Here is a 19,402-nt window from a genome sequence, read left to right on the forward strand (position 1 = left end):
GAATAGCAGATAGAGCTCAGGCCCGCCCCCAAGATAAGGGGAGCGGGCCTGAAGCTATCCGAGGTAAGAATCTTTAGAACCAGCCCAGTTGGGTGACCCGGTAATAAATCTGTTGTGCGATAGCGACATAGCCCCAGCCATTGAGGTGGAAGCCGTCGGTGGCATAGAAGCTGGGGGGAATCTTCCCTTCCTTGTAGGCGGCGCGGTCCTTATCGGATGACCAGACCCCGGACCCTGCCAGCGCACCGTAGCGGAGCCAGCTTTCCTGGGTGGTTTCACGGAGAAAGGTCTCGGGGTTCATGAATCTATCCCCGAAGGTTTTAGCTGCCCAGGTGTTGTAGGTTTCGACCTGCTTAGCCCGATCTGATGTGTTTGAATCCTTTTGGGCGCGGAAGTGCCCCAGAACAATCGAGCGGGTGGGGGCCATGTCAAAAGCCCGTTGGGTATCTTCCTGTATACGGGAGGTTTCCGCCAGATTGTTGCGACCGATTTGAAGTACATGGTAGCAAGCGCGGCTAATCATCTCCTGGTAGGAGTAAAGCCAGGCTGCAGCTGTATCGGAGGGCGCATAAATTTCTTCGCCGGGAACTGTTCTGGTAAAGAATAAGCTGTTTTCGGTTTCCCCAGCTAACAATAGGCCGGGGACGTCGCCAACGTAGCCTGGGACCTGTGTAGAAGAGCCCCAAGAAACATTGGCATCCGAGGCCAAGGTAACGGGCACTGTGCCTGAAGCTGGAATCATGTCATCCGGGAAAACTAATTTATATCGATTAGCTGATACACCCCGCCGTGCAGTAATCAGGGAAGAGGTGTCCCCTCCTCGCCCAAAACCGAGAACCGGCACGGAGAGATAGCTTGAAAGAAGCTCAGGTAGGGTTGCTTTGACTCCGGCAGGAACACCTTGATCGGCGTAAGCTCCTTCTACGGATGAACTGCCCCAGATAGCTAAGGAAGGGCCAGAAACAGTGGGGTAAATGTATTCTGCGGGGAAGACAGTAGAGCTGGCATCGGCTGCCTGAGCCGCCTGCTGACCGGCCAAGCCCCCTGCAGCTGCTGTGGCTACAGTTGCAACGCCCGTGAGGGTTGCAAAACGGACGAGGTCGCGGCGGCTGGTGCGAACTCCTGGCTGTGTTTCAGGTGTCATGGTGGTGCGGTTGCTACTTTCTGTGACGAGTCCGTCGTGTCATCACGGGAAGTTGTGGTGATGCCCGACTATTTATAGTAGTTAGAATGGATGATGATTAGCTAGGGAGGCTTGCGTGTCATTACTTACTGCCCACGGTGTTAAGGCTGGTACGAGCCTGGCCCTTTTGCTTGTTGTGGCCCTGACTGGGTGTAAGCCCCAGCCCCAAAATTTTCAGGAGCTTGAGCCTGAACAAGCAAACCCGGAGCACATTACCGCTCTTGAGAGTTTGATGTATCCCCCTGAGGGTGCAGAAAAGGCTCGCCGTGCTTTTGTTGAGCGCTGTGTAGCTCAAGCCGGGGGTAAATACCTGGAGCCGGTTGCGGTGCATAGCCTGGACCACGCTGTCTATACCGGGCGCACTACTGATGAGTTGAAAGCTAACGGGTACGGGCCTTTGCCCGCCCAGAGCGACCGAGCAACTGCCAGCTTTGACCAGGCTGGTCTTGATGCCTACCTGGGCAAGGGCGATAGTACCTTGAGCGTGAGCTTCATGGATTATTCCAGTGGGGAACTGAAAGCTGACGGCTGTATGGCTCAGAGCTATGAGTACCTCTATGGGTCGGTTGAAAACGGTATTAAGGCCGCCCTCTTGGCTCCCCAGTTTGGCTCGGCTATCGCCGATAGCCTGCGCTCGGACGAGAAGTACGTTGAGTTGCAGAGGCAGTGGGCTAGCTGTATGTCCGATGCTGGCTTTGGCCAGGTCAAGAGTACCGACCTGGCCTCTTACCAGGCTAGCCTGGTAGGCCAGGCGGATGCTAAGAAGATGCTGGAGGCCGATATTTCCTGTCGTGAAAGACATTCTTTTGATTCCTCCGTTTCTGAGCTCAAAAATTCTTACTACGAGTCCGTTTACAAACGGCTCAAACAGTTCAAGGATGAGCTTGAAGCTATCCACGCTACCTCCCAGGAGCGGGTGGAAGCGGATAAGGCCGACCCCAAGAACACCTCAACGGTCACCCTACCCACACCCTCTGAGAGTGCTAGCGCCTCAGCTGAGCCAACAGCCACAGCATCCTAGGGACGCGGCCAGCCTTTCCCACCCTCCTGCTAGCCTCCTGGTGCTCATCGGTGCCGTGCCCAGCTCATACTGGCCCAAAGCTCGTAGAGGTGGGCACAGCACCGAATTTCTTGGCCCAATATGAACTAGTAGTGTGCCTACCAGCTTTAGGGGGTCTCTTGCAGGCTGACGACCGGTGAGAGACGCGAAGCCCGCAGGGCTGGTATCAGGCTAGTGAGCCAGGTCAGAGCGACCCCGCCGATCAGAATCAGGAGCAGGTCCCAGCCATGAACAGAGTAGTTCATGCTAAAACCATTGGTGGCATACACCTGCAAGAGCAAGATCGCACAAGCATAACCAGCCCCAATACCCAACAGTATGGACAGCAAAGCCACCAGGGTCGTCTCGAAGGAAATCATGGCCCTCAACTGTTTCTTGCTCATACCCGCAACCCTCAACAGGGCGTAGGGGCGGCGCCGCTGGTAGGCGCTCAGAATCTGGGTATTGGCTATACCAATCAGAGTAATAGCCAGGGTTGCCCCCAGTAGCCCCAGGGCAACGTAGAGGCCTATGTTTAGACCCAACTCAATATCTCTACCCATGGTCAGGCTCCCGTAGAGGCTACCCTGGGCAAGCCCCACCTGGCTCTCAAGGCCCTTCAAAGCCGCCAACTGCTGATCGCTACTGAGCGAGGGGTCAAAGCCAAGAATCAGGGCGGGTGAGTAGGGGGAGGGCGAGGTAGCCAGAAACTCGGAACCGCTTATTCTCTGACCTGTTACCCGGGTCATGACAGGTCCAAACAAATCAGTATCCGTATAAACAACAGTCAGTTCCTGGCTCTTGTGGGTTCCAGCAACCCTAATTTTGCTACCCTCTACGAGACCGAGTGATTCAGCGCTTGAGGCATTGATGAGGAGCTGGTCATCGGCCAAGGGGTGCGGGAAATCATAGGGAGCTAAGCGATCTAGCTGAGAAGCATCGAGAGAATATACGCTCACTCTGTTGGCATCCTGGTAGAGCTTATTCTCCAAGGAGCCCTGGGGGATTGCCACAGTCGCCGCATCTACCCCGCCAAAAGCCTGAACTTCTTGCTCCAAGCGGGTGCTAGCCTCCCAGCTCTGAGCACTCACAAAGCCCGAAGCAGGGAAAGGGTAGGAACGCTCAATATCCTCAAGGACGGAAACCTTCAGGGTAGTGAAACCGGTCATGAGAGCAGCTAGAAAGGCTGCGCAGATAAAGAGCATCCGGCCGCTAGCTACGGTCTGGCCCTTAGCCTGCCGGATATTACTATGGGCCATACCGGCGGTAGTAAATGGCTGGCAGAACCTGCTCGTCACAGCGAGCAGGGGGGATAGGAAGAAAGGGAAAACCAGGACAAGGAGGGTTGCCAGGGCAACCGTGGCCAGCACATACCCTGGCTCTAAGGGAGAACTCTGAGCCCAGAAGATACCCACAGCTACCAGGGCTACAAGGAGGAGCACCAGCAGCCAGAACCAGACCTTCTTAAGGACGCTCCTTGTCCGGGGCTCAGGTACGCTCTGGATGGCTGTGATGGGCGAAATCTTGCGCATTGACCAGGCTGGTGCCAAAGCGCTAAGGACGGCAACAGTCCCACAGATAAAGAGGGAGATCAGGGCTGGGACGGGGGAGAAATCGATCATGTAGCCCCCGGTCATAAAAGTGGACATAAGGAATGCCAGGCCATAGGCCGTGACGATACCCGCTAGAGCAGAAAGCACACCCAGCATGAAGGCCTCCAGTAGGAGCATCCGCACCAGAGCAAAACGGGTGGCACCCAGAGTACGGAGCAGAGCCAGTTCGCGGGTACGCGAGGCCGCGTAGACCCGGTAGGTATTAGCTATCACAAAACTGGACATGAGGAGGGATAGCAGGCCGAAGCCCAGAACAACGGCGGTGACCTGTGAGATCCCCCCGGTGAAGTCATCTACATCCTTTTGGATTTGTTCCTCTACAGTAGAGACCGCCACCTCAAGCCCTGCTGATGTGAGCTGCTGCTTGAAATCATGGACTGAAACCCCCGGTGCTAACTTGACCATCATCATGCTGTAGCCGCTACTGGGGTCAGCTTCACGTGACTTGGTGTAGTCTGCGGTCAAGCTACCGCCGGTGAAGACCATATTATTCATAGGTCCCGTAGCAGCTTTTTGTGCGTAGATACCGCTGATTTTAAAGTCACTGGTTGGGGGTAATCCCTGAAAGTCAACGGGTAGGGTGTAGTCAGTCATCCGTACCGTCTGCCCAACTCTCAGATCGGAGTTTTGAGCAAGGGAGGAGGGTATGAGGACCTGACTGCTGGTTCTGGGGAGATCACCCTCTTGAAGGGTGAGAGAGAGAACAGAATCATCGGCCGCTAAATCAGTGCGTTTGACCAAAAAACTTGGTTCTTGGGCCCCCGAGCCAGCTAAATACATGACATCATCAGCTGTTGCTACACCCCAACTGGATTTGACCAGGGAACTAGCCTGAACCTGCTGGGCAGCCTTCTGACTCAAGTAGGGGGGACTTTCTATAACAAACTGGCTGTGATCAGGGTCCTCCAAGACCAGATCCGAGTTCCCATAGAACTGGGCCGCTGACTCACGCAAGCTAGTCATGAGCGACAGGTTGCTGATAAGAACCGCTGAGAGGAAGAAAGCCGAGATAGCAATACCGATGGAGGTCAGCGCAAAGCGCAGCCTGTGCTTACCCAAGTTAGAGCGGGCAACGGTGCCCAATGTGGTTGCCATGCTATTCACCCAACCCAGAAAGCGCCGCAAGCACTGACTCGCGGGTGGGGGATTCAAGCACACCGGCCAATTTGCCGTCGCGCAGCAGTACTACCCGGTCAGCATAAGAGGCCGCTACCGGGTCGTGGGTGACCATGAGAATGGTCTGCCCCTGAGCGCGGGCAGCCTGCTGTAGCAGATCTAAAACCTCGGCACTAGAAACTGAGTCCAATGACCCGGTTGGCTCATCGGCAAAAATGACGGCGGGGCGGGGTAGAAGCGCTCTGGCAATGGCTACTCGCTGCTGCTGGCCACCCGATAGCTCAGCCGGGGCATGCTTGAGCCGGTCCGTCAGGCCCAGAACCCGTACCAGCTCATCACGCCAAATATTATCAACCTTCATCTTGGCAAGACCCAGGGGCAGATCAATGTTCTGGCCTGCGGTCAGTGTGGGGACCAGATTGTAGGCCTGGAAGATAAAGCCGATATTCTTGGCCCGGAACTCTGCTAGCACGGAATCTTTGAGGCCCAGCAGTTCGACACCCCGTACCTGCAAAGAAGAATCAGTCCCGGGGTCTGGGGTATCGAGGGTGGCAAGGACGTGGAGCAGAGTGGACTTGCCAGAACCTGAGGGGCCCATAATGGCCGTGAACTTGCCGCGTTCAAAGTCGATGCTGACCTGATCGAGGGCGCGCACGGACGAAGTACCGCTTCCGTAAGTTTTGCTGAGGTTGCGTGCGCCTACCGCAACGGGAAATGTGTGGTGTGTATTCATAGTTCCAGTCTGGCAAGAGATCTACCTGGATACATCAGGCCTGGGAGTGAAACCTGGGAAGGACCTCATACCCGGGTATGAGATACCTGTTCCCGGCCTGGAACGACCGACAAGTAGCCTAGGGCAGGAGGCCTGCCTCATAGGCCATAATGACGACCTGCACACGGTCGCGGGCGCCCAACTTGGCCAGAATATGGGAGACATGCGTCTTGACGGTTGCCTCCGACACAAAAAGCTCTGAGGTGATTTCAGCGTTGCTGAGGCCCCGGGCCATGAGCATGAAAATCTCGAACTCGCGGGCAGTCAAGCTGGCTATTTCCTGCTGGTGTTTACCGCTGGACTGAGCGGAGGAGCCAGCCTGCCGGTCCGCGGGTAAGCCAGCAAACCCCACGGCCTGGCCCGCGCCCTGACCGGATGGGGCATCCTGCGCTAGCTGGGGGATAATCATCTGCTCCAAGAGACGCTTCGTAGCACTTGGTGCAATGACGGCATCCCCCCGGTAGATAGTACGGATAGCCTCCAAGAGCTGCTCAGCAGGCGCGTCCTTAAGCAAGAAGCCACTGGCCCCGCGCTGGACCGCCGCGTAGACATAGTCATCAATATCAAAAGTTGTCAGCATAACGATACGAACGGAGGGGTAGCCCGCAATAATTGCCCCGGTCGCCTCGATACCATCCATGACCGGCATACGCACATCCATGAGCACCACATGGGGTACAGAACCCTGCCCCGCCAACTGCCGGGTAAGCTCCACAGCTTCCTGGCCATTCGATGCCTGACCTACCACCGTCAAATCAGGCTGGGAACCAACCAACATGGCAAGGCCAGAGCGCACCAACTGCTGATCATCAACCAGCATGACCCTAATCTTTCCGCTCATCGTCTCTTCTCAATCCTCTCGACCTCAACAACTTCTCTCTTAACAGCTGGCCTGCCCCGGCCAAAAAGACAGCCAGCGCTCTTAGGGAGCAAACGGAATCTGTGCAAAGACCCTAAACGAGCCGTCCGCCAGGCGCCCGTAATGCAAGCTACCCCTATACATATCAACTCGTTCCCGCATACCCAGCAAACCACGGCGGGCACCGACCAAAGGCTCCGAAGCCTGAACCTGGGGCGCATTGACCACATCAATATCTAAGGAACGCTTACCCTCACGAACCGTCACCGTCACCAGCGGGGTCGTGGGGCTATGCTTACGCACATTGGTCAGAGCCTCCTGCACAATACGGTAGACCGTCAGCTCAGCCCCCTGCGGCAGCTTCTCCTCAACCCCCTCGCACTCCCACACCAGCCTGGCATTAAAACCCAGCTCCTGCATCTGATCCACCAGCTGCGGCACATTGTGCAAAGCCGGTAGAGGCTGAAAAGCGGCGCCCTCATCCGTCCGCAAAACTCCCAGCAGGGAACGCATCTGCTGCAAAGAAGAACGAGCCGTCTCAGAAATAGTCCCTAAGGCGGCAATCTCCACCGGCTCGACCAGCTCACCGCCTCGGGCAGAGATCTCTTGCTCCGCCTGCTGACGGGCTTGAGCCACATACCGTGCCCCGTCCGCCTGCGTAATAATGACCGAAAGAGAATGAGCCACAATATCGTGCATCTCCCTGGCAATACGCGCACGCTCATCCAGGGCCGCCATAACCCGCTCCTGCTCCCGCTCATGCACCAACTGCCGGTTACGCTCAACCAGCGACCTCTGCCGGTTATCCCGCAAGCGCCTAGTATCACCCAGAAACCAGGCAATCGTGCACAAGGCGGCACAAAAGAAGAAAATAACCAGAGAAAGAACCAAAAGCTCAACGGTGCTCCAGCTATAGACAGAAGCAAGCTGAAAACCCGCACTAGCCCCAGCCACCACTGAAGCCACCAAAAAAAGAACAATAGTTACTATACGCACCCGGCGCTCGCCGTACCTGGCCCAGTGATAGACCGCCAGCGGAGCCGCCCACCACATATCAAGAGCCGGGAAGGGCAAAACAACAGTAACCAGCAAGCCCACAAGGACTAAAACAGTCACGGTCTTTGGCCTGCTATAGCGGAAATAGAGACTGCCGGTCACCACCGCCCAAAGGAGCATATAGAGCCACCAGAGATTACCGTTGAGGCCCCCAATACCGGTAAAACCAACCGTAAACAACTGGCACAAGGCAACAAAAATACCGTTCACCCAGCGCTTACGCCGAGCCAAAACAGCCGGTTCAAATAGAAAGCTCTCCACCCCACCAGTTTAGGTTGCACCCGCACCCAGAACCCAGCACCCACCCTGCACCAGGCCCAAGTTCATACCCCAGTATGAAGCGCCTACCGGCCTACCCCCACCAGAAAAGGTAACCTTATAGTCATGCAGTACATCTCCACTCGCGACACCACCCGCACCCCAGCCCACTTCACCGACATCCTCCTGGGAGGCCTAGCCCCCGACGGTGGCCTCTACCTCCCCGTCTCCTACCCCCAGATCAACGATGCCACCCTCACCCGCTGGCGGGCCGTCCTCGCTACCGAAGGCTACCAGGGGCTCGCCGCCCAAATCCTGGCCCTCTACATTGATGACATCCCCCTAGAAGACCTCAAGGCCATTACCGCCCGCGCCTACTCCTACCCCAAATTCGCCTCCCCAGAGATCGTGCCGGTCACCGAGCTGGAACCCGGTATCCTCATCGGACACCTTTCAGAAGGACCCACCGCCGCCTTCAAAGACATGGCCATGCAACTACTGGGCGAACTCTTCGAATACGAACTAGCTCGCCGCGGCCAAGACCTGAACATTGTAGGCGCAACCTCTGGCGACACCGGCTCATCCGCCGAATACGCCATGCGCGGCCGCACCGGCATTAAGGTCTTCATGCTGACCCCCGCCGGGCGCATGACCCCCTTCCAACAAGCCCAAATGTTCGGCCTAGACGATGCCAACATCTTCAACATCGCCCTCGAGGGCGTATTCGACGACTGCCAGGATATCGTCAAAGCTATCTCCTCCGATGCCAGCTTCAAGGCAGAAAAACGCATCGGCGCCGTAAACTCCATCAACTGGGCCCGCCTCATGGCCCAGATCGTTTACTACGTTTCCTGCTGGATCCGCTCCACCGAAACCAACGACCAGAAGATCTCCTTCTGCGTACCCACCGGCAACTTCGGTGACATCTGCGCCGGCCATATCGCCCGCCAGATGGGCCTGCCCATTGACCGCCTGATCGTGGCAACCAACGAGAACGACGTCCTCGATGAATTCTTCCGCACCGGCAACTACCGTGTCCGTTCCTCGGCTAATACCTTAGAGACCTCCAGCCCCTCCATGGATATCTCGCGCGCTTCCAACTTCGAGCGCTTCATCTACGACCTGCTCGACCGCGACGCCGAGCGGGTGGGCGACCTCTTCGGCCGACAGGTCAAAGAGGGCGGTTTTACCCTGGCAGGGGACCCAGCCTTCACCGATGCCGCAGATAAGTTCGGCTTCGCATCGGGCCGCTCCACCCACGCTGACCGGGTGGCTACGATTCGTGATGCCCATGAGCGGCTGAACGTCCTGCTTGACCCCCACACAGCCGATGGTGTGAAGGTTGCCCGCGACTGGGCCGATAGGGTCGAAACTCCCATTATCTGCATGGAGACCGCGCTACCGGTCAAGTTCGCGGAAACCATCAAGGAAGCAACCGGCTCCGAGCCCGCTATCCCTGAGCGCTTCGCGGGCATCATGGAGGCTGACCGCCACCTAATTGACCTACCCAATGATGTAGAGGCTGTTAAAGCTCTGATTGAGCGCAACGTCTAAGACTATGGGCAAGGGGCTTGTGGGGAGATTGGGCAAAGCTGTGCCTGCCAACCTCCCTGAACGCCAGACCCGAGCCAGTTGGCAGGCATAGCCTTGCCCGCTTGCCCTGATAGCCAGGCCTAAGCCAGTTGGCAGGCGCACGCTTGCCCTCGGCCCTGAAAGCTAAGGCCAGGCCAGCTAAGGCATCAAGTCTCAACGCAGTGGTGGGGAACCGAACGGTTCCCCGCCACTGTGTTTAATCCGGCGCGGATGTATTGAGTTCAGAGTGTCGACCGGATAGCATGCAGTTGTAGTGACATTGTAATGAATATGTATTAACTGCTGGAGGGCAAATGTCTACAACTACTATCTCGTTCCGTACAGACCGCGAAACCAAAGAAGAGGCTATGCGGCTCTTCAGTGAACTTGGCCTCGACATGAGTACAGCCCTGAATATGTTTCTTCGCCAGGCGCTCGTGGATAACGGAATACCGTTTACCCGCGTCGCGAAAACCCTGCCAGCGCTCGCGCACGCTACGAAGCAGAAAATGGGCTGGGGGAGAAGTTCTCGTCTGTTGATGAGCTGATGGCAGACCTGACCGATGCTTTGTAGTATCACCCGAACCCCTCAATTCAAGCGCGATGCTAAGGCCCTCTTCAAAAAGCATGACAAGGCCGAAAAACTGGCAGAAGCCGTCCAAGAGCTTATGGCAGAAAATAAGGAGCTTCTCACCACCAAGTATCGGGACCATGCGCTCAAAGGTAACTGGAAAGGCTACCGCGAACTGCACATTGAAGGCGATTGGCTTTTGGTATGCCGGGTGGACCGAGAAGAACTGGTGCTCGTACTTACCCGTACAGGTAGCCATGACGATTTGTTCTAGTTAAAATTACCCGGGTGTAAAGCCTGTCGGAAGAAAACAGGCCCTGCTAGGGTTTGCCGTATGGAGGCACTCACCGACGAGCAGAAAAACCTGCTGGCCGCGCTCATCACTCAGGGTCTGCCGCTTGACGCAGAAAGCCACAAGCCCAGCGCACAGGAACGGCAAGGGATAATCCGCAGGCTGAACACAGCACAGGCCAAACAGAGCTGCGATTGCTCCACCTGCATCACCCTTACCCTGCACTACCCGGCAGACTCAGAAGCCACCTTACTGGCTAGCCGGCCTGAAACACCGGCACCCCGCACTGTCTTAACCGCAACCACCCAGGACGGATCCGCCCTGCTTCTGGCCCATCTAGTGGGGCAGTACCTGACCGAACTTGAAATAGCACCCATCGGTCAAAACCCCGTCTGCCTACCCCGCCCGGAAGAACTCGTCTTCTTTGCAGCAGCACCGGGTAATGGTGCAGAGGTTCCCACAGGTGCAGGCCAGCCGGCCAATATATGAAACCCAAAGCCAAAATATGGGCAAAGGGCACTGTGCAGGACTAGCCTTAAGAACATGACTGAAACTCCCTCCATCAACCTGGCAGTAATTCCCGGCGACGGCATCGGCCCCGAAGTAGTAGCCCAAGCCCAGCGCGTCCTGACCCGCGCCGCCGAACTTGACCAGATTGCTGTCACCGCCACCGAGTACCCCCTGGGTGCTGGTCACTGGCTAGCAACCGGCGAAACCCTCTCAGAAGAGACCAAAGCAAAACTAGCAACCCACGACGCCATCCTCTTTGGTGCCGTCGGCGCAGACCCCCGCTCCACCCAAGTGCCTAGCGGCCTGATTGAGCGTGAAATCCTGCTCAACCTACGCTTCTCCTTTGACCACTACATCAACCTGCGCCCCTCACGCCTCTACCCCGGTGCAGTCTCCCCGCTAGCTAACCCCGGCCAAATCGACTTTGTGGTTGTGCGTGAAGGCACCGAAGGCCCCTACGCAGGTAACGGCGGTGTCCTGCGCGCCGGAACCCCCGAAGAAATCGCCACTGAAGTATCGCTTAACACCGCTCACGGTATCGAGCGCCTAATCCGCTACGCTTTTGAGCTGGCTAATACCCGCGACAAGAAGAAGCTGACCCTGATCCACAAGACCAACGTCCTGGTCAACGCAGGGGCCCTCTATACCCGCATCTTCAACCAGGTAGCCACCCAATACCCGCAGGTCACCACCGACTACCTGCATATTGACGCGGCCACCATCTTCCTAACCACCGACCCGGCACGGTTCGATGTCATCGTCACCGACAACCTCTTTGGCGACATTCTGACCGACCAGGCAGGCGCTATTAGCGGCGGTATCGGTTACGCGGCCTGCGGAAACATTAATGCCGACCGCACCTTCCCCTCCATGTTCGAGCCGGTCCACGGCTCCGCCCCCGACATCGCAGGGCTCAACAAGGCTAACCCCACGGCAAGCATCCTGGCCGCCGCCATGCTCCTGCGTCACCTGGGCTACGAGGGCACCGCCGCCCGCATTGACCGCGCCGTAGAAGCAGACCTAGCTGCCAACCCCGGTGCAACCCGCGGTACTGACGAGATCGGTTCCGCAATTCTGGCCGCCCTGGATGCCTAAGCTCCTTGGTCCCTTCTGGCTCACCGGCGGGGAACCACGTTAGGTAGAGCACAGAAACCACAGAGCTGATGTATTCTCATAAGGAAAAGGAAGATAAGGGCACACACCAAGCCAAAAGCTCAGGAGCCCGCCCCTGGCCAGCAAGGCTGTGCACCAGCACCCCCTAAAACGCCAGACCCGAGCCAGCTGGCGCACAGCCTTGCTTACCCGGGCTTAACATTTTGACAAGCTACAGTCCCATACACTGTGATTGAAGGACGAACATGACCCTGGAATTTTCTATTACCCGCAACCCCAACCCCGCCAGCGCTGAGCGCAGGGCAGAAATACTTGCCGACCCCGGTTTCGGCAACCATTTTACCGACCACATGGTCCGTATCGACTGGAAAGGCAACCACACCGACGGCGGTGAATGGTCCAAGGCCCAGGTGTTGCCCTACGGGCCTGTCAGTCTTGACCCGGCGGCCAGTGTCTTCCACTACGGGCAGGAAATTTTTGAGGGCATCAAGGCCTACCGCCAGGCTGACGGCTCCATCACCACCTTCCGCCCCCAGGAGAACGCCGCCCGGCTGAACAAGTCGGCAGACCGACTGGTTCTGCCCCATCTGCCCGAGGAACTGTTCCTGGAGGCAATCCGCCAGTTGGTTACCATCGACGCTGACTGGGTGCCCTCCGGCGAAGGGGAATCCCTCTACCTGCGCCCCTTCATGATCGCCACCGAGGCTTTTCTGGGGATCCGCCCTGCCCGTGAAGTTTCCTTCTACGTGATCGCCTCACCCGCCGGTAACTACTTTGGCACGCCCAAGCCCGTTGATATTTGGCTATCTACCACCTACGCCCGCGCCGGTGTGGGCGGTACCGGCGAAGCCAAGTGCGGCGGCAACTACGCCGCCTCACTTGCCGCCCAGTTGGAAGGCGAAGCCCAGGGCTGTAAGCAGGTCATTTTCAAGGACCCCAACCGCGATGATGCCATTGAGGAACTGGGCGGCATGAACGTCTTCTTTGTCTTCAAGGACGGGCGTATTGCCACCCCTGAGCTAACCGGCACCATTTTGCGCGGTGTTACCCGCAAATCCATCATCAAGCTGGCCCAGGACAGGGGATACACCCATGAAGAGCGCAAAATTACTCTGTCTGAATGGCGCCAGGGCGTAGCCAGCGGTGAGATCACCGAGGTCTTTGCCTGCGGTACCGCCGCTGTGATTACTCCCGTGGGTAAGCTCAAGGCCGCTGATTTTGAGGTCCCCTCAGCCTCCGGTGCTGAGGGCGGGCCCGTGACCATGAGCCTGCGTCAAGAACTAGTCGGTATTCAGACCGGCAAGGTTGAGGACCGCTTGGGCTGGAACGTCACACTGGTCTAAGAATCACTGGGCCTTGAGCCTGTAGCTCAGCTCCGGTCGATGCTGTACCAGAAAGGCTCAGCTTAAGAACTGTGCCCGCCTTTCCTGCTAGTGCAGGGGAAGCGGGCATCTATCTTTAAGCGGTTTTAGGGCAAATCCAAGGTCCGGGTGAGGTCCAGCTGTTGGCAGAAATATTCGTCATGGCTGACCACTTAGAGGGCACACTGGCTAGGGTGGCAGTGATGTGGGTGCTGAAAACCGGTGCCGGGTACGGGCAGAGTGGTTTCAGCCTGGGCTAGAGAGCTGCTGAAAAATCCACCGATAGGCCTTCTGTAGACAGTAATTCCGAGAGCCAGTTTATGGGCGGGCGCAGAAACCCGTCAAGAGAGTTTCTGCGGGATTATGAGGAGTGGGTTTGGCATACTTAAGTGAATTGTGTTTGCGTGAAAGGCAATGAGCAGGTGGGTAAGCAACAGAAAGAGAACTGGCAAGAGGGTCAGGAGCGGCTAACTAGAGGCTGGATTCTAAACGTAAACTGGCTCAGAAAAATTCCTTGGATAACTGGAACTATCATATATGGCTGGATTTTTTTTGCTACCCTGACTGGTTATAGCTATCAAGAGTTTAATTGGGAAAAATCTCCAAATTTTGTATCATGGATAACATTTGCAGGTGTATTACTTGTTCTCGCGGCGGTTATATTCATTTTTCCCTTCAATAAAGAAAATTCTGAAAACAAGAAAAATAATTTTCTTGAAAAAACTTTATGGGGCATCCTTCCGGTGTTTTACTTGTTAATATCAGTTGCTATTCTTACTTTAACTTTGATGACGTATCAGTTTGAGTGGCGAGAAGCTCGGCAAGGTGTTGCTACAATTTTTGCTTCAATGTTCGCTGCGGTAGGTGTTGTGATATCTATGGTTGTTTCCTATCAAAATGGGGCAGAGGCTCGGGCGCTCGATAATCAAAAACATGATGCCGAGCTTATAGAATCCCTAAATGAGAGACTGCATCAAATAATTCCGCGCAGGCAGGGGGCTGATCAAGGTGAGCGCATAGCTAGCTACTATCAGCTTGCTGCTCTGTATAAGGACTGGGAGAATTTTGCAATTTCCTCAGAGCTTGTAGAAAACAGGCGAAAAGAGCAACAGAAGTATATTCTTAAAATTTTCTTTGGTTCTATTCACGGTGGTCTTGCAGAAAGGGATTCCGAGGTTTATATCTATCAGAATTCTCTAGAAAAAAATTTTTGTGGCAGTGGGAAATTTTGTATTCCATGGAACCGGCAGAAACCAATTTTTTATAGAAGTAACTGGGAAAATAAAACTATTAATTCAATTAGTAGGGATATATTTGATGAAGTTGAGGAAGATGGAAAAGGGAAATTGGGGTGGAAGACAGAGAGTGTTGAATCTGGATACTCGCATAAAAACCTAATATGGCACTTTGACTGGCTGGACTTTTCAAATATTAATCTATTGCGCAGGGATTTGAGGTTAGCCAGATTTGCTGAAGCAAATCTTTCTGGAGCGCATTTGTATTGCGTGGACTTGGGTGGTTCAAATTTGAGAGGTGCAAACCTTGATGGAGCGCATCTAGGTCGCGCAAGTTTAAAAAACACTCGTATGGTAAAATGTTCTTTAAGGGGGGCTAAGTTATGGTTAACTGATCTTGCAGGGGCAGATTTATTCGATGCTAATCTGGAAGAAGTTATATTTTACGGTCGTGAGAAAGCTGAAATGCAAGATTCTGAAACCCGAAATTATATTGTTAAGCAGTTGTCACTTGCAGATAATCTTGATAAAGCAAAAAATATTGAACTCGCTGCTGGTTTTGACCAGGAATTAGTTGCGCAAATCAAGGCCAGGTACAAAGAAGTTCAAGAACAAAAACGTAAAAATCTCGGTTAGGGCTACGGAATAGTCTGCGTTACAGGATTGCCGGGTCTTTCTTAGTATCTACTAGATTTTGAAAGGTAGTTGAACCCACGAGAACTCAGAAAAATACAGCGGAGGTACACACTGTGCCCCTCCAGTATCTTATGAGAACTTAGGCAGTTCCCGCAGGCTAGCGTTCGCTTGGTTTTTGGCGCCACGGTTTTAGGGCGGCTATTTGCTAGGCTATTGAATGAGCTGGATAATCACAAGTTGACTCTTGCCCAGTGCCTGGACAGGATGGACTGGGAACTTACCTTGCTAGGTGGCTTAGTCGCTGGATAAGTGGCTTTGATTGCTGCGGTGGGTGTTGTGGTGTCTGTTGCAGTTAGCTACCAGACGGGTGAGGAAAACAGGCTTGCCCAGCAGGAGAACCTGAGGCGGCAGCTCGAACATCAGAGGGAGATTGAGGACGAACGCGCCCAGCGGGAGCAGAATAAGCAGGATGCTGAAATTATCAAGTCGCTCAATGACCGCATGCATGAGATTCTGTCGCGTCGCTACAGCAAGGATGAGAACGAGCGGTCAGCAAGCTATTTTCAGCTAGCAACCCTCTACCAGGATTGGGAAACTCTGGCGGCTTCATCGGAAGTTGTGAAAAGGCAGAAAAATAGCCAGCAGAGAAATATCCTGAAAATTCTTTTTGGTGTTCCTCAAGAGAAGGATGGAGAGCTGGTTGATGGGCGAACTAAACTGGAGGAAACAACTCTCAATTCGATTATTCAGGATATTTTTCCAGTTTATCAAAAATCGGCAATACCCATTAATAATAAATTTGCTGAGAATTATTCCGAATCGAGAATTTTTGATTTAAGTTTTCTTGATTTGAGGAACCTAAATTTTTCGTACCGAGATTTAGGGAACTCAAATTTAAATTGTTCTCACTTGGAAGATTCGTACCTATGGGGCGCTTATTTGAAGGATGCGAATCTAGGAGGGGTATTCCTCAAGGACTCAACGCTGAATGAAGCGAATATGAATGGGTGCAATCTGAGGGGCGCTAATCTGGAAGGTGCAAAGTTTTGGCATACAAATTTAAAAGATGCAGAGTTATATTTTGCTCATTTGGAACGAGCCTATCTGGCAGGGGTTAATCTTGAAAAAGCTGATTTATTTAGTTCTTTTTTAAATGAAGCTCGGTTCATTTTCCGCGAAGAAGCTGAAGATATTAATAACCCCGAAACTAGGAAATTTATTGTAGAACGTGTCTCTTGTTGCGAGATGTTGCCAGCTCGCGAGGAACTCTTGAAAAGTGACCTCTCTGAAGGTCTTGTAGATGAAATTATTACGGAGCACAGGCGTCGCCGCGCGGCTCAGGGCAATGTGGCCTTGGAATCCTAATATCCGGGACTAACTCCCTGTTGTCTCCAAGAGAAAGGTCGGTCGCTGACGGCTTGCGATTCACCTTCTCGGTGCTAATCTCCCATCAGGCACAGCGGGTAGGCAAGCTCGATGGGGGCTGGCGTGAATCACCGAGTTAGCGCCAGCGAACCTGGCGAGAAGGGCCCTTGCCGTAGCTGTGTCTGCAGAGCGACTAGCAACCCTATAACCAAATACAGGTTGCCTAGTTGTTTACCTAACCGCCCCTGCCCTGCGCGCAGGGCAGGCGAGTCCGGTAGGCTAGTAGCCATGCGCATTGCTCGATTTACCGTAGATGATAACCTTCACTTTGGCCTGGTTGAGGGTGAGCCCGGCTCCGAAACCCTCACCGTGCTGACCGGCGACCCTTTCTACACCGGGGTCAACCCTACCGATAAGAAGTACGACCTGGTGGACGTCCGCCTGCTGGCCCCCATCATTCCCCGCTCCAAAGTCATTGGGGCCGCCCGCAACTGGCGCGACCACGCCAGCGAGCTGGGCAACCAAACCCCCACCAGCCCGCAGTTCTTCTTCAAACCCAACACCTCCGTGATCGGCCCCGGCGATCCTATCGCCCTGCCCGACTGGTCCTCCGACGTGTCCTACGAGGGCGAACTGGCCGTTGTCATCGGCCGTATCGCCAAGTCCGTGCCGCTAGAGCGCGTACCCGAGGTCATCTACGGCTACACCGTAGCCAACGACCTGACCGCCCGCGACGCCCAGAACACCGATGTACAGTGGGCCCGCGCCAAGGGCTTTGACGGCTCCTGCCCGATCGGGCCCTGGATCGAAACCGACCTGGACACCGACGACCTAGCCATTCAGACCTGGGTGGACGGCGACCTTAAACAAGACGGCACTACCGCCGACATGGTTTTCTCCGTAGCCGAGCTCGTAGCCGCCGCCAGCGAATACTTCACCCTGCTACCCGGTGACGTCATCCTCACCGGCACCCCCGCAGGAGTAGGCCGCCTGAGCGCAGGCAACCAGGTGGAGATCGAAGTTGAAGGCATTGGCTCCCTCATCAACACCGTCCGCGCCGACTAAAAAATTTTCCTAGAACCCACAACGAAAGAGATGTGACCCCACCCATGACTGATTACGCCCTCAAGCTGTCAGACCCCAGCGAAACCCGCGTGCGTTTCTGCCCCTCACCCACCGGCACCCCCCACGTGGGCATGGTCCGCACTGCCCTCTTCAACTGGGCCTACGCCAAGCACACCGGCGGCAAGCTCATCTTCCGTATTGAAGACACCGACGCCGCTCGTGACTCCGAAGAGTCCTTCAACCAGGTTCTCGAATCCCTGCAGTGGCTGGGTATTCACTGGGACGAGGGTGTAGGTGTGGGCGGCCCCCACGAGCCCTACCGCCAGTCACAGCGCATGGACATCTACGCCCAGGTCATTGACAAGCTCAAGGCCGGCGGCTTCGTTTACGAAGATTTCTCCACCCCCGAAGAGGTTGAGGAGCGCCACCGCGCCAAGGGTGAAGACCCCAAGCTGGGCTACGACAACTTTGACCGCGACCTGACCGAAGAGCAGAAGGCCGCCTACCGTGCCGAGGGCCGCACCCCCGTTTTGCGCCTGCGCATGCCCGATGAAGACATCACCTTCAAGGACCTGGTGCGCGGCGAAATCACTTTCAAGGCCGGTTCCGTTCCCGACTTTGTTGTGGTGCGCGCTAACGGTCGCCCCCTCTACACCCTGGTCAACCCCGTTGACGATGCCCTCATGGGTATCACCCACGTTCTGCGTGGCGAAGACCTGCTGTCCTCCACCCCCCGCCAGATTGCCCTTTACCGGGCGCTGGTTGCCGTGGGTGTTACCAGCTTCATCCCTGAGTTCGGCCACCTGCCCTACGTCATGGGCCAGGGTAACAAGAAGCTCTCCAAGCGCGACCCCGAGTCCAGCCTCTACAACCTGCTCGATGCTGGCTTCATTAAGGAGGGCCTGCTTAACTACCTGTCCCTGCTGGGCTGGTCCCTGTCCCACGACGAGGACATCTTCAGCATGGACACCATGGTTGAGCACTTTGATGTCAAGGACGTGCTGGCTAACCCTGCCCGCTTTGACCTCAAAAAGGCAGAAGCTATCAACGGCACCCACATTCGTATGCTTGAGGCGGAGGACTTCCGCAACCGCCTGGTTCCCTTCCTGCACAGGGACGGCCTGGTCACCGCCAAGAGCTTTGAGGAGCTGACTGAGGGCGAGCAGGCTATCCTGACCGAAGCCGCCCCGCTGGTTCAGGAGCGTATGCAGTTGCTGGGGGAGACCGCCGGCCTGCTGGGCTTCCTCTTCACAAAGGACCAAGAGATTGAGGTCGCTGAGGACGCCGCCAAGCAGCTCAAAGAGTCAGCACCCGCTGTGCTCCAAGCCGCTCTCACAGCTCTTGAACCCCTGGAGACCTTCACTGCCCAGGCTGTTGAGGAAGCCCTGCGTAGCGCCATCGTGGAGGGCCTAGAGATTAAGCCCCGCCTGGCTTTTGGCCCCGTGCGTACCGCTGTCAGCGGTGCCCGCATCTCACCGCCGCTCTTTGAGTCCATGGAGATTCTAGGGAAGGATTCCTCGCTGACCCGCCTCAAGAAACTGCACCAGGAGCTTGCCGCCTAAGCCGGCGATACTCTAAACCAAGAACCTGCCTGACCCCAGCTCTGGGGAGGGGCAGGTTCTTTAGCTTTTTGGGGCAACCCCAAAAAATTTTTTGAAGGGAATTTTTGGCCCCAAAAACCGCGAAAAACCGGGGAACTTTGGGATTCTGTGCACCCTGAAAGAAGGCCTTGTGATGTAGGTCTACCCTTTTCAAGTTGCACGCCCCTTGGGGGTCGTATAAAGTT

Annotated in this window: 16 protein-coding genes; 11 read left to right on the forward strand and 5 right to left on the reverse strand. The window is 55.5% G+C overall.

Annotated features, from left to right (window positions below; genetic code table 11):
* Window positions 1-73: 73 nt before the first annotated feature.
* Window positions 74-1,144: a hypothetical protein gene (locus ACN08V_RS04205; RefSeq protein WP_419104654.1), complete on the reverse strand. Its 1,071-nt coding sequence runs from the start codon at window positions 1,142-1,144 to the stop codon at window positions 74-76.
* Between the two features lie 115 nt (window positions 1,145-1,259).
* On the opposite strand from ACN08V_RS04205, the gene ACN08V_RS04210 reads away from it, so the two are divergent.
* A complete protein-coding gene (locus tag ACN08V_RS04210) occupies window positions 1,260-2,204 on the forward strand; it encodes a hypothetical protein (RefSeq protein ID WP_419104655.1) in 945 nt (314 codons plus the stop codon).
* Window positions 2,205-2,350: 146 nt separating this feature from the next.
* Here the strand turns inward: ACN08V_RS04210 and ACN08V_RS04215 are convergent, their stop codons facing one another.
* The 4 genes from ACN08V_RS04215 to ACN08V_RS04230 form a co-directional block, all read right to left on the reverse strand.
* On the reverse strand, window positions 2,351-4,930 hold the full coding sequence (locus tag ACN08V_RS04215) for an FtsX-like permease family protein (protein ID WP_419104656.1): 2,580 nt from the start codon (window positions 4,928-4,930) through the stop codon (window positions 2,351-2,353).
* Window position 4,931: 1 nt separating this feature from the next.
* A complete protein-coding gene (locus ACN08V_RS04220) occupies window positions 4,932-5,684 on the reverse strand; it encodes an ABC transporter ATP-binding protein (RefSeq protein ID WP_419099461.1) in 753 nt (250 codons plus the stop codon).
* 118 nt (window positions 5,685-5,802) lie between these two features.
* Window positions 5,803-6,564, reverse strand: coding sequence for a response regulator (locus ACN08V_RS04225; protein WP_419104657.1), 762 nt, complete (start codon window positions 6,562-6,564; stop codon window positions 5,803-5,805).
* Between the two features lie 81 nt (window positions 6,565-6,645).
* Window positions 6,646-7,899, reverse strand: a complete 1,254-nt coding sequence (locus tag ACN08V_RS04230) for a sensor histidine kinase (RefSeq protein WP_419104658.1) — start codon at window positions 7,897-7,899, stop codon at window positions 6,646-6,648.
* Between the two features lie 123 nt (window positions 7,900-8,022).
* Here ACN08V_RS04230 and thrC point away from each other — a divergent pair, with 123 nt between their 5' ends.
* The 10 genes from thrC (at window position 8,023) to gltX (ending at window position 19,178) form a co-directional block, all read left to right on the forward strand.
* The gene (thrC, locus tag ACN08V_RS04235; protein WP_419104659.1) at window positions 8,023-9,450 is read left to right on the forward strand and encodes a threonine synthase; all 1,428 of its coding nucleotides are present in this window, start codon (window positions 8,023-8,025) and stop codon (window positions 9,448-9,450) included.
* A gap of 332 nt (window positions 9,451-9,782) precedes the next feature.
* Window positions 9,783-10,016 (forward strand): type II toxin-antitoxin system RelB/DinJ family antitoxin, encoded by a 234-nt coding sequence (locus ACN08V_RS04240; RefSeq protein ID WP_419104660.1) that lies wholly within the window; start codon window positions 9,783-9,785, stop codon window positions 10,014-10,016.
* Between the two features lie 15 nt (window positions 10,017-10,031).
* Window positions 10,032-10,313: a type II toxin-antitoxin system YafQ family toxin gene (locus ACN08V_RS04245; RefSeq protein WP_419104661.1), complete on the forward strand. Its 282-nt coding sequence runs from the start codon at window positions 10,032-10,034 to the stop codon at window positions 10,311-10,313.
* Window positions 10,314-10,373: 60 nt separating this feature from the next.
* A complete protein-coding gene (locus ACN08V_RS04250; protein WP_419104662.1) occupies window positions 10,374-10,820 on the forward strand; it encodes a hypothetical protein in 447 nt (148 codons plus the stop codon).
* Window positions 10,821-10,874: 54 nt separating this feature from the next.
* Window positions 10,875-11,936 (forward strand): 3-isopropylmalate dehydrogenase, encoded by a 1,062-nt coding sequence (locus ACN08V_RS04255; protein WP_419104663.1) that lies wholly within the window; start codon window positions 10,875-10,877, stop codon window positions 11,934-11,936.
* Window positions 11,937-12,199: 263 nt separating this feature from the next.
* Window positions 12,200-13,297: a branched-chain amino acid aminotransferase gene (locus ACN08V_RS04260; protein WP_419104664.1), complete on the forward strand. Its 1,098-nt coding sequence runs from the start codon at window positions 12,200-12,202 to the stop codon at window positions 13,295-13,297.
* A gap of 422 nt (window positions 13,298-13,719) precedes the next feature.
* Window positions 13,720-15,186 (forward strand): pentapeptide repeat-containing protein, encoded by a 1,467-nt coding sequence (locus ACN08V_RS04265; RefSeq protein WP_419104665.1) that lies wholly within the window; start codon window positions 13,720-13,722, stop codon window positions 15,184-15,186.
* A gap of 309 nt (window positions 15,187-15,495) precedes the next feature.
* Window positions 15,496-16,551, forward strand: a complete 1,056-nt coding sequence (locus ACN08V_RS04270) for a pentapeptide repeat-containing protein (RefSeq protein WP_419104666.1) — start codon at window positions 15,496-15,498, stop codon at window positions 16,549-16,551.
* 288 nt (window positions 16,552-16,839) lie between these two features.
* Window positions 16,840-17,616, forward strand: a complete 777-nt coding sequence (locus ACN08V_RS04275) for a fumarylacetoacetate hydrolase family protein (protein WP_419104667.1) — start codon at window positions 16,840-16,842, stop codon at window positions 17,614-17,616.
* Window positions 17,617-17,660: 44 nt separating this feature from the next.
* Window positions 17,661-19,178, forward strand: a complete 1,518-nt coding sequence (gene gltX, locus ACN08V_RS04280; RefSeq protein ID WP_419104668.1) for a glutamate--tRNA ligase — start codon at window positions 17,661-17,663, stop codon at window positions 19,176-19,178.
* Window positions 19,179-19,402: the final 224 nt, after the last annotated feature.

Source organism: Rothia sp. P5766, from assembly GCF_048513555.1.
Taxonomy (GTDB): Bacteria; Actinomycetota; Actinomycetes; order Actinomycetales; family Micrococcaceae; genus Rothia.

Bases quoted from the DNA above. Each gene is read 5' to 3' on its own strand.
- gltX (WP_419104668.1), top strand. From the start codon at position 17,661: ATGACTGATTACGCCCTCAAGCTGTCAGACCCCAGCGAAACCCGCGTG.
- ACN08V_RS04225 (WP_419104657.1), bottom strand. From the start codon at position 6,564: ATGAGCGGAAAGATTAGGGTCATGCTGGTTGATGATCAGCAGTTGGTG.
- ACN08V_RS04220 (WP_419099461.1), bottom strand. From the start codon at position 5,684: ATGAATACACACCACACATTTCCCGTTGCGGTAGGCGCACGCAACCTC.
- thrC (WP_419104659.1), top strand. From the start codon at position 8,023: ATGCAGTACATCTCCACTCGCGACACCACCCGCACCCCAGCCCACTTC.
- ACN08V_RS04245 (WP_419104661.1), top strand. From the start codon at position 10,032: ATGCTTTGTAGTATCACCCGAACCCCTCAATTCAAGCGCGATGCTAAG.
- ACN08V_RS04240 (WP_419104660.1), top strand. From the start codon at position 9,783: ATGTCTACAACTACTATCTCGTTCCGTACAGACCGCGAAACCAAAGAA.
- ACN08V_RS04255 (WP_419104663.1), top strand. From the start codon at position 10,875: ATGACTGAAACTCCCTCCATCAACCTGGCAGTAATTCCCGGCGACGGC.
- ACN08V_RS04215 (WP_419104656.1), bottom strand. From the start codon at position 4,930: ATGGCAACCACATTGGGCACCGTTGCCCGCTCTAACTTGGGTAAGCAC.
- ACN08V_RS04250 (WP_419104662.1), top strand. From the start codon at position 10,374: ATGGAGGCACTCACCGACGAGCAGAAAAACCTGCTGGCCGCGCTCATC.
- ACN08V_RS04260 (WP_419104664.1), top strand. From the start codon at position 12,200: ATGACCCTGGAATTTTCTATTACCCGCAACCCCAACCCCGCCAGCGCT.
- ACN08V_RS04275 (WP_419104667.1), top strand. From the start codon at position 16,840: ATGCGCATTGCTCGATTTACCGTAGATGATAACCTTCACTTTGGCCTG.
- ACN08V_RS04205 (WP_419104654.1), bottom strand. From the start codon at position 1,144: ATGACACCTGAAACACAGCCAGGAGTTCGCACCAGCCGCCGCGACCTC.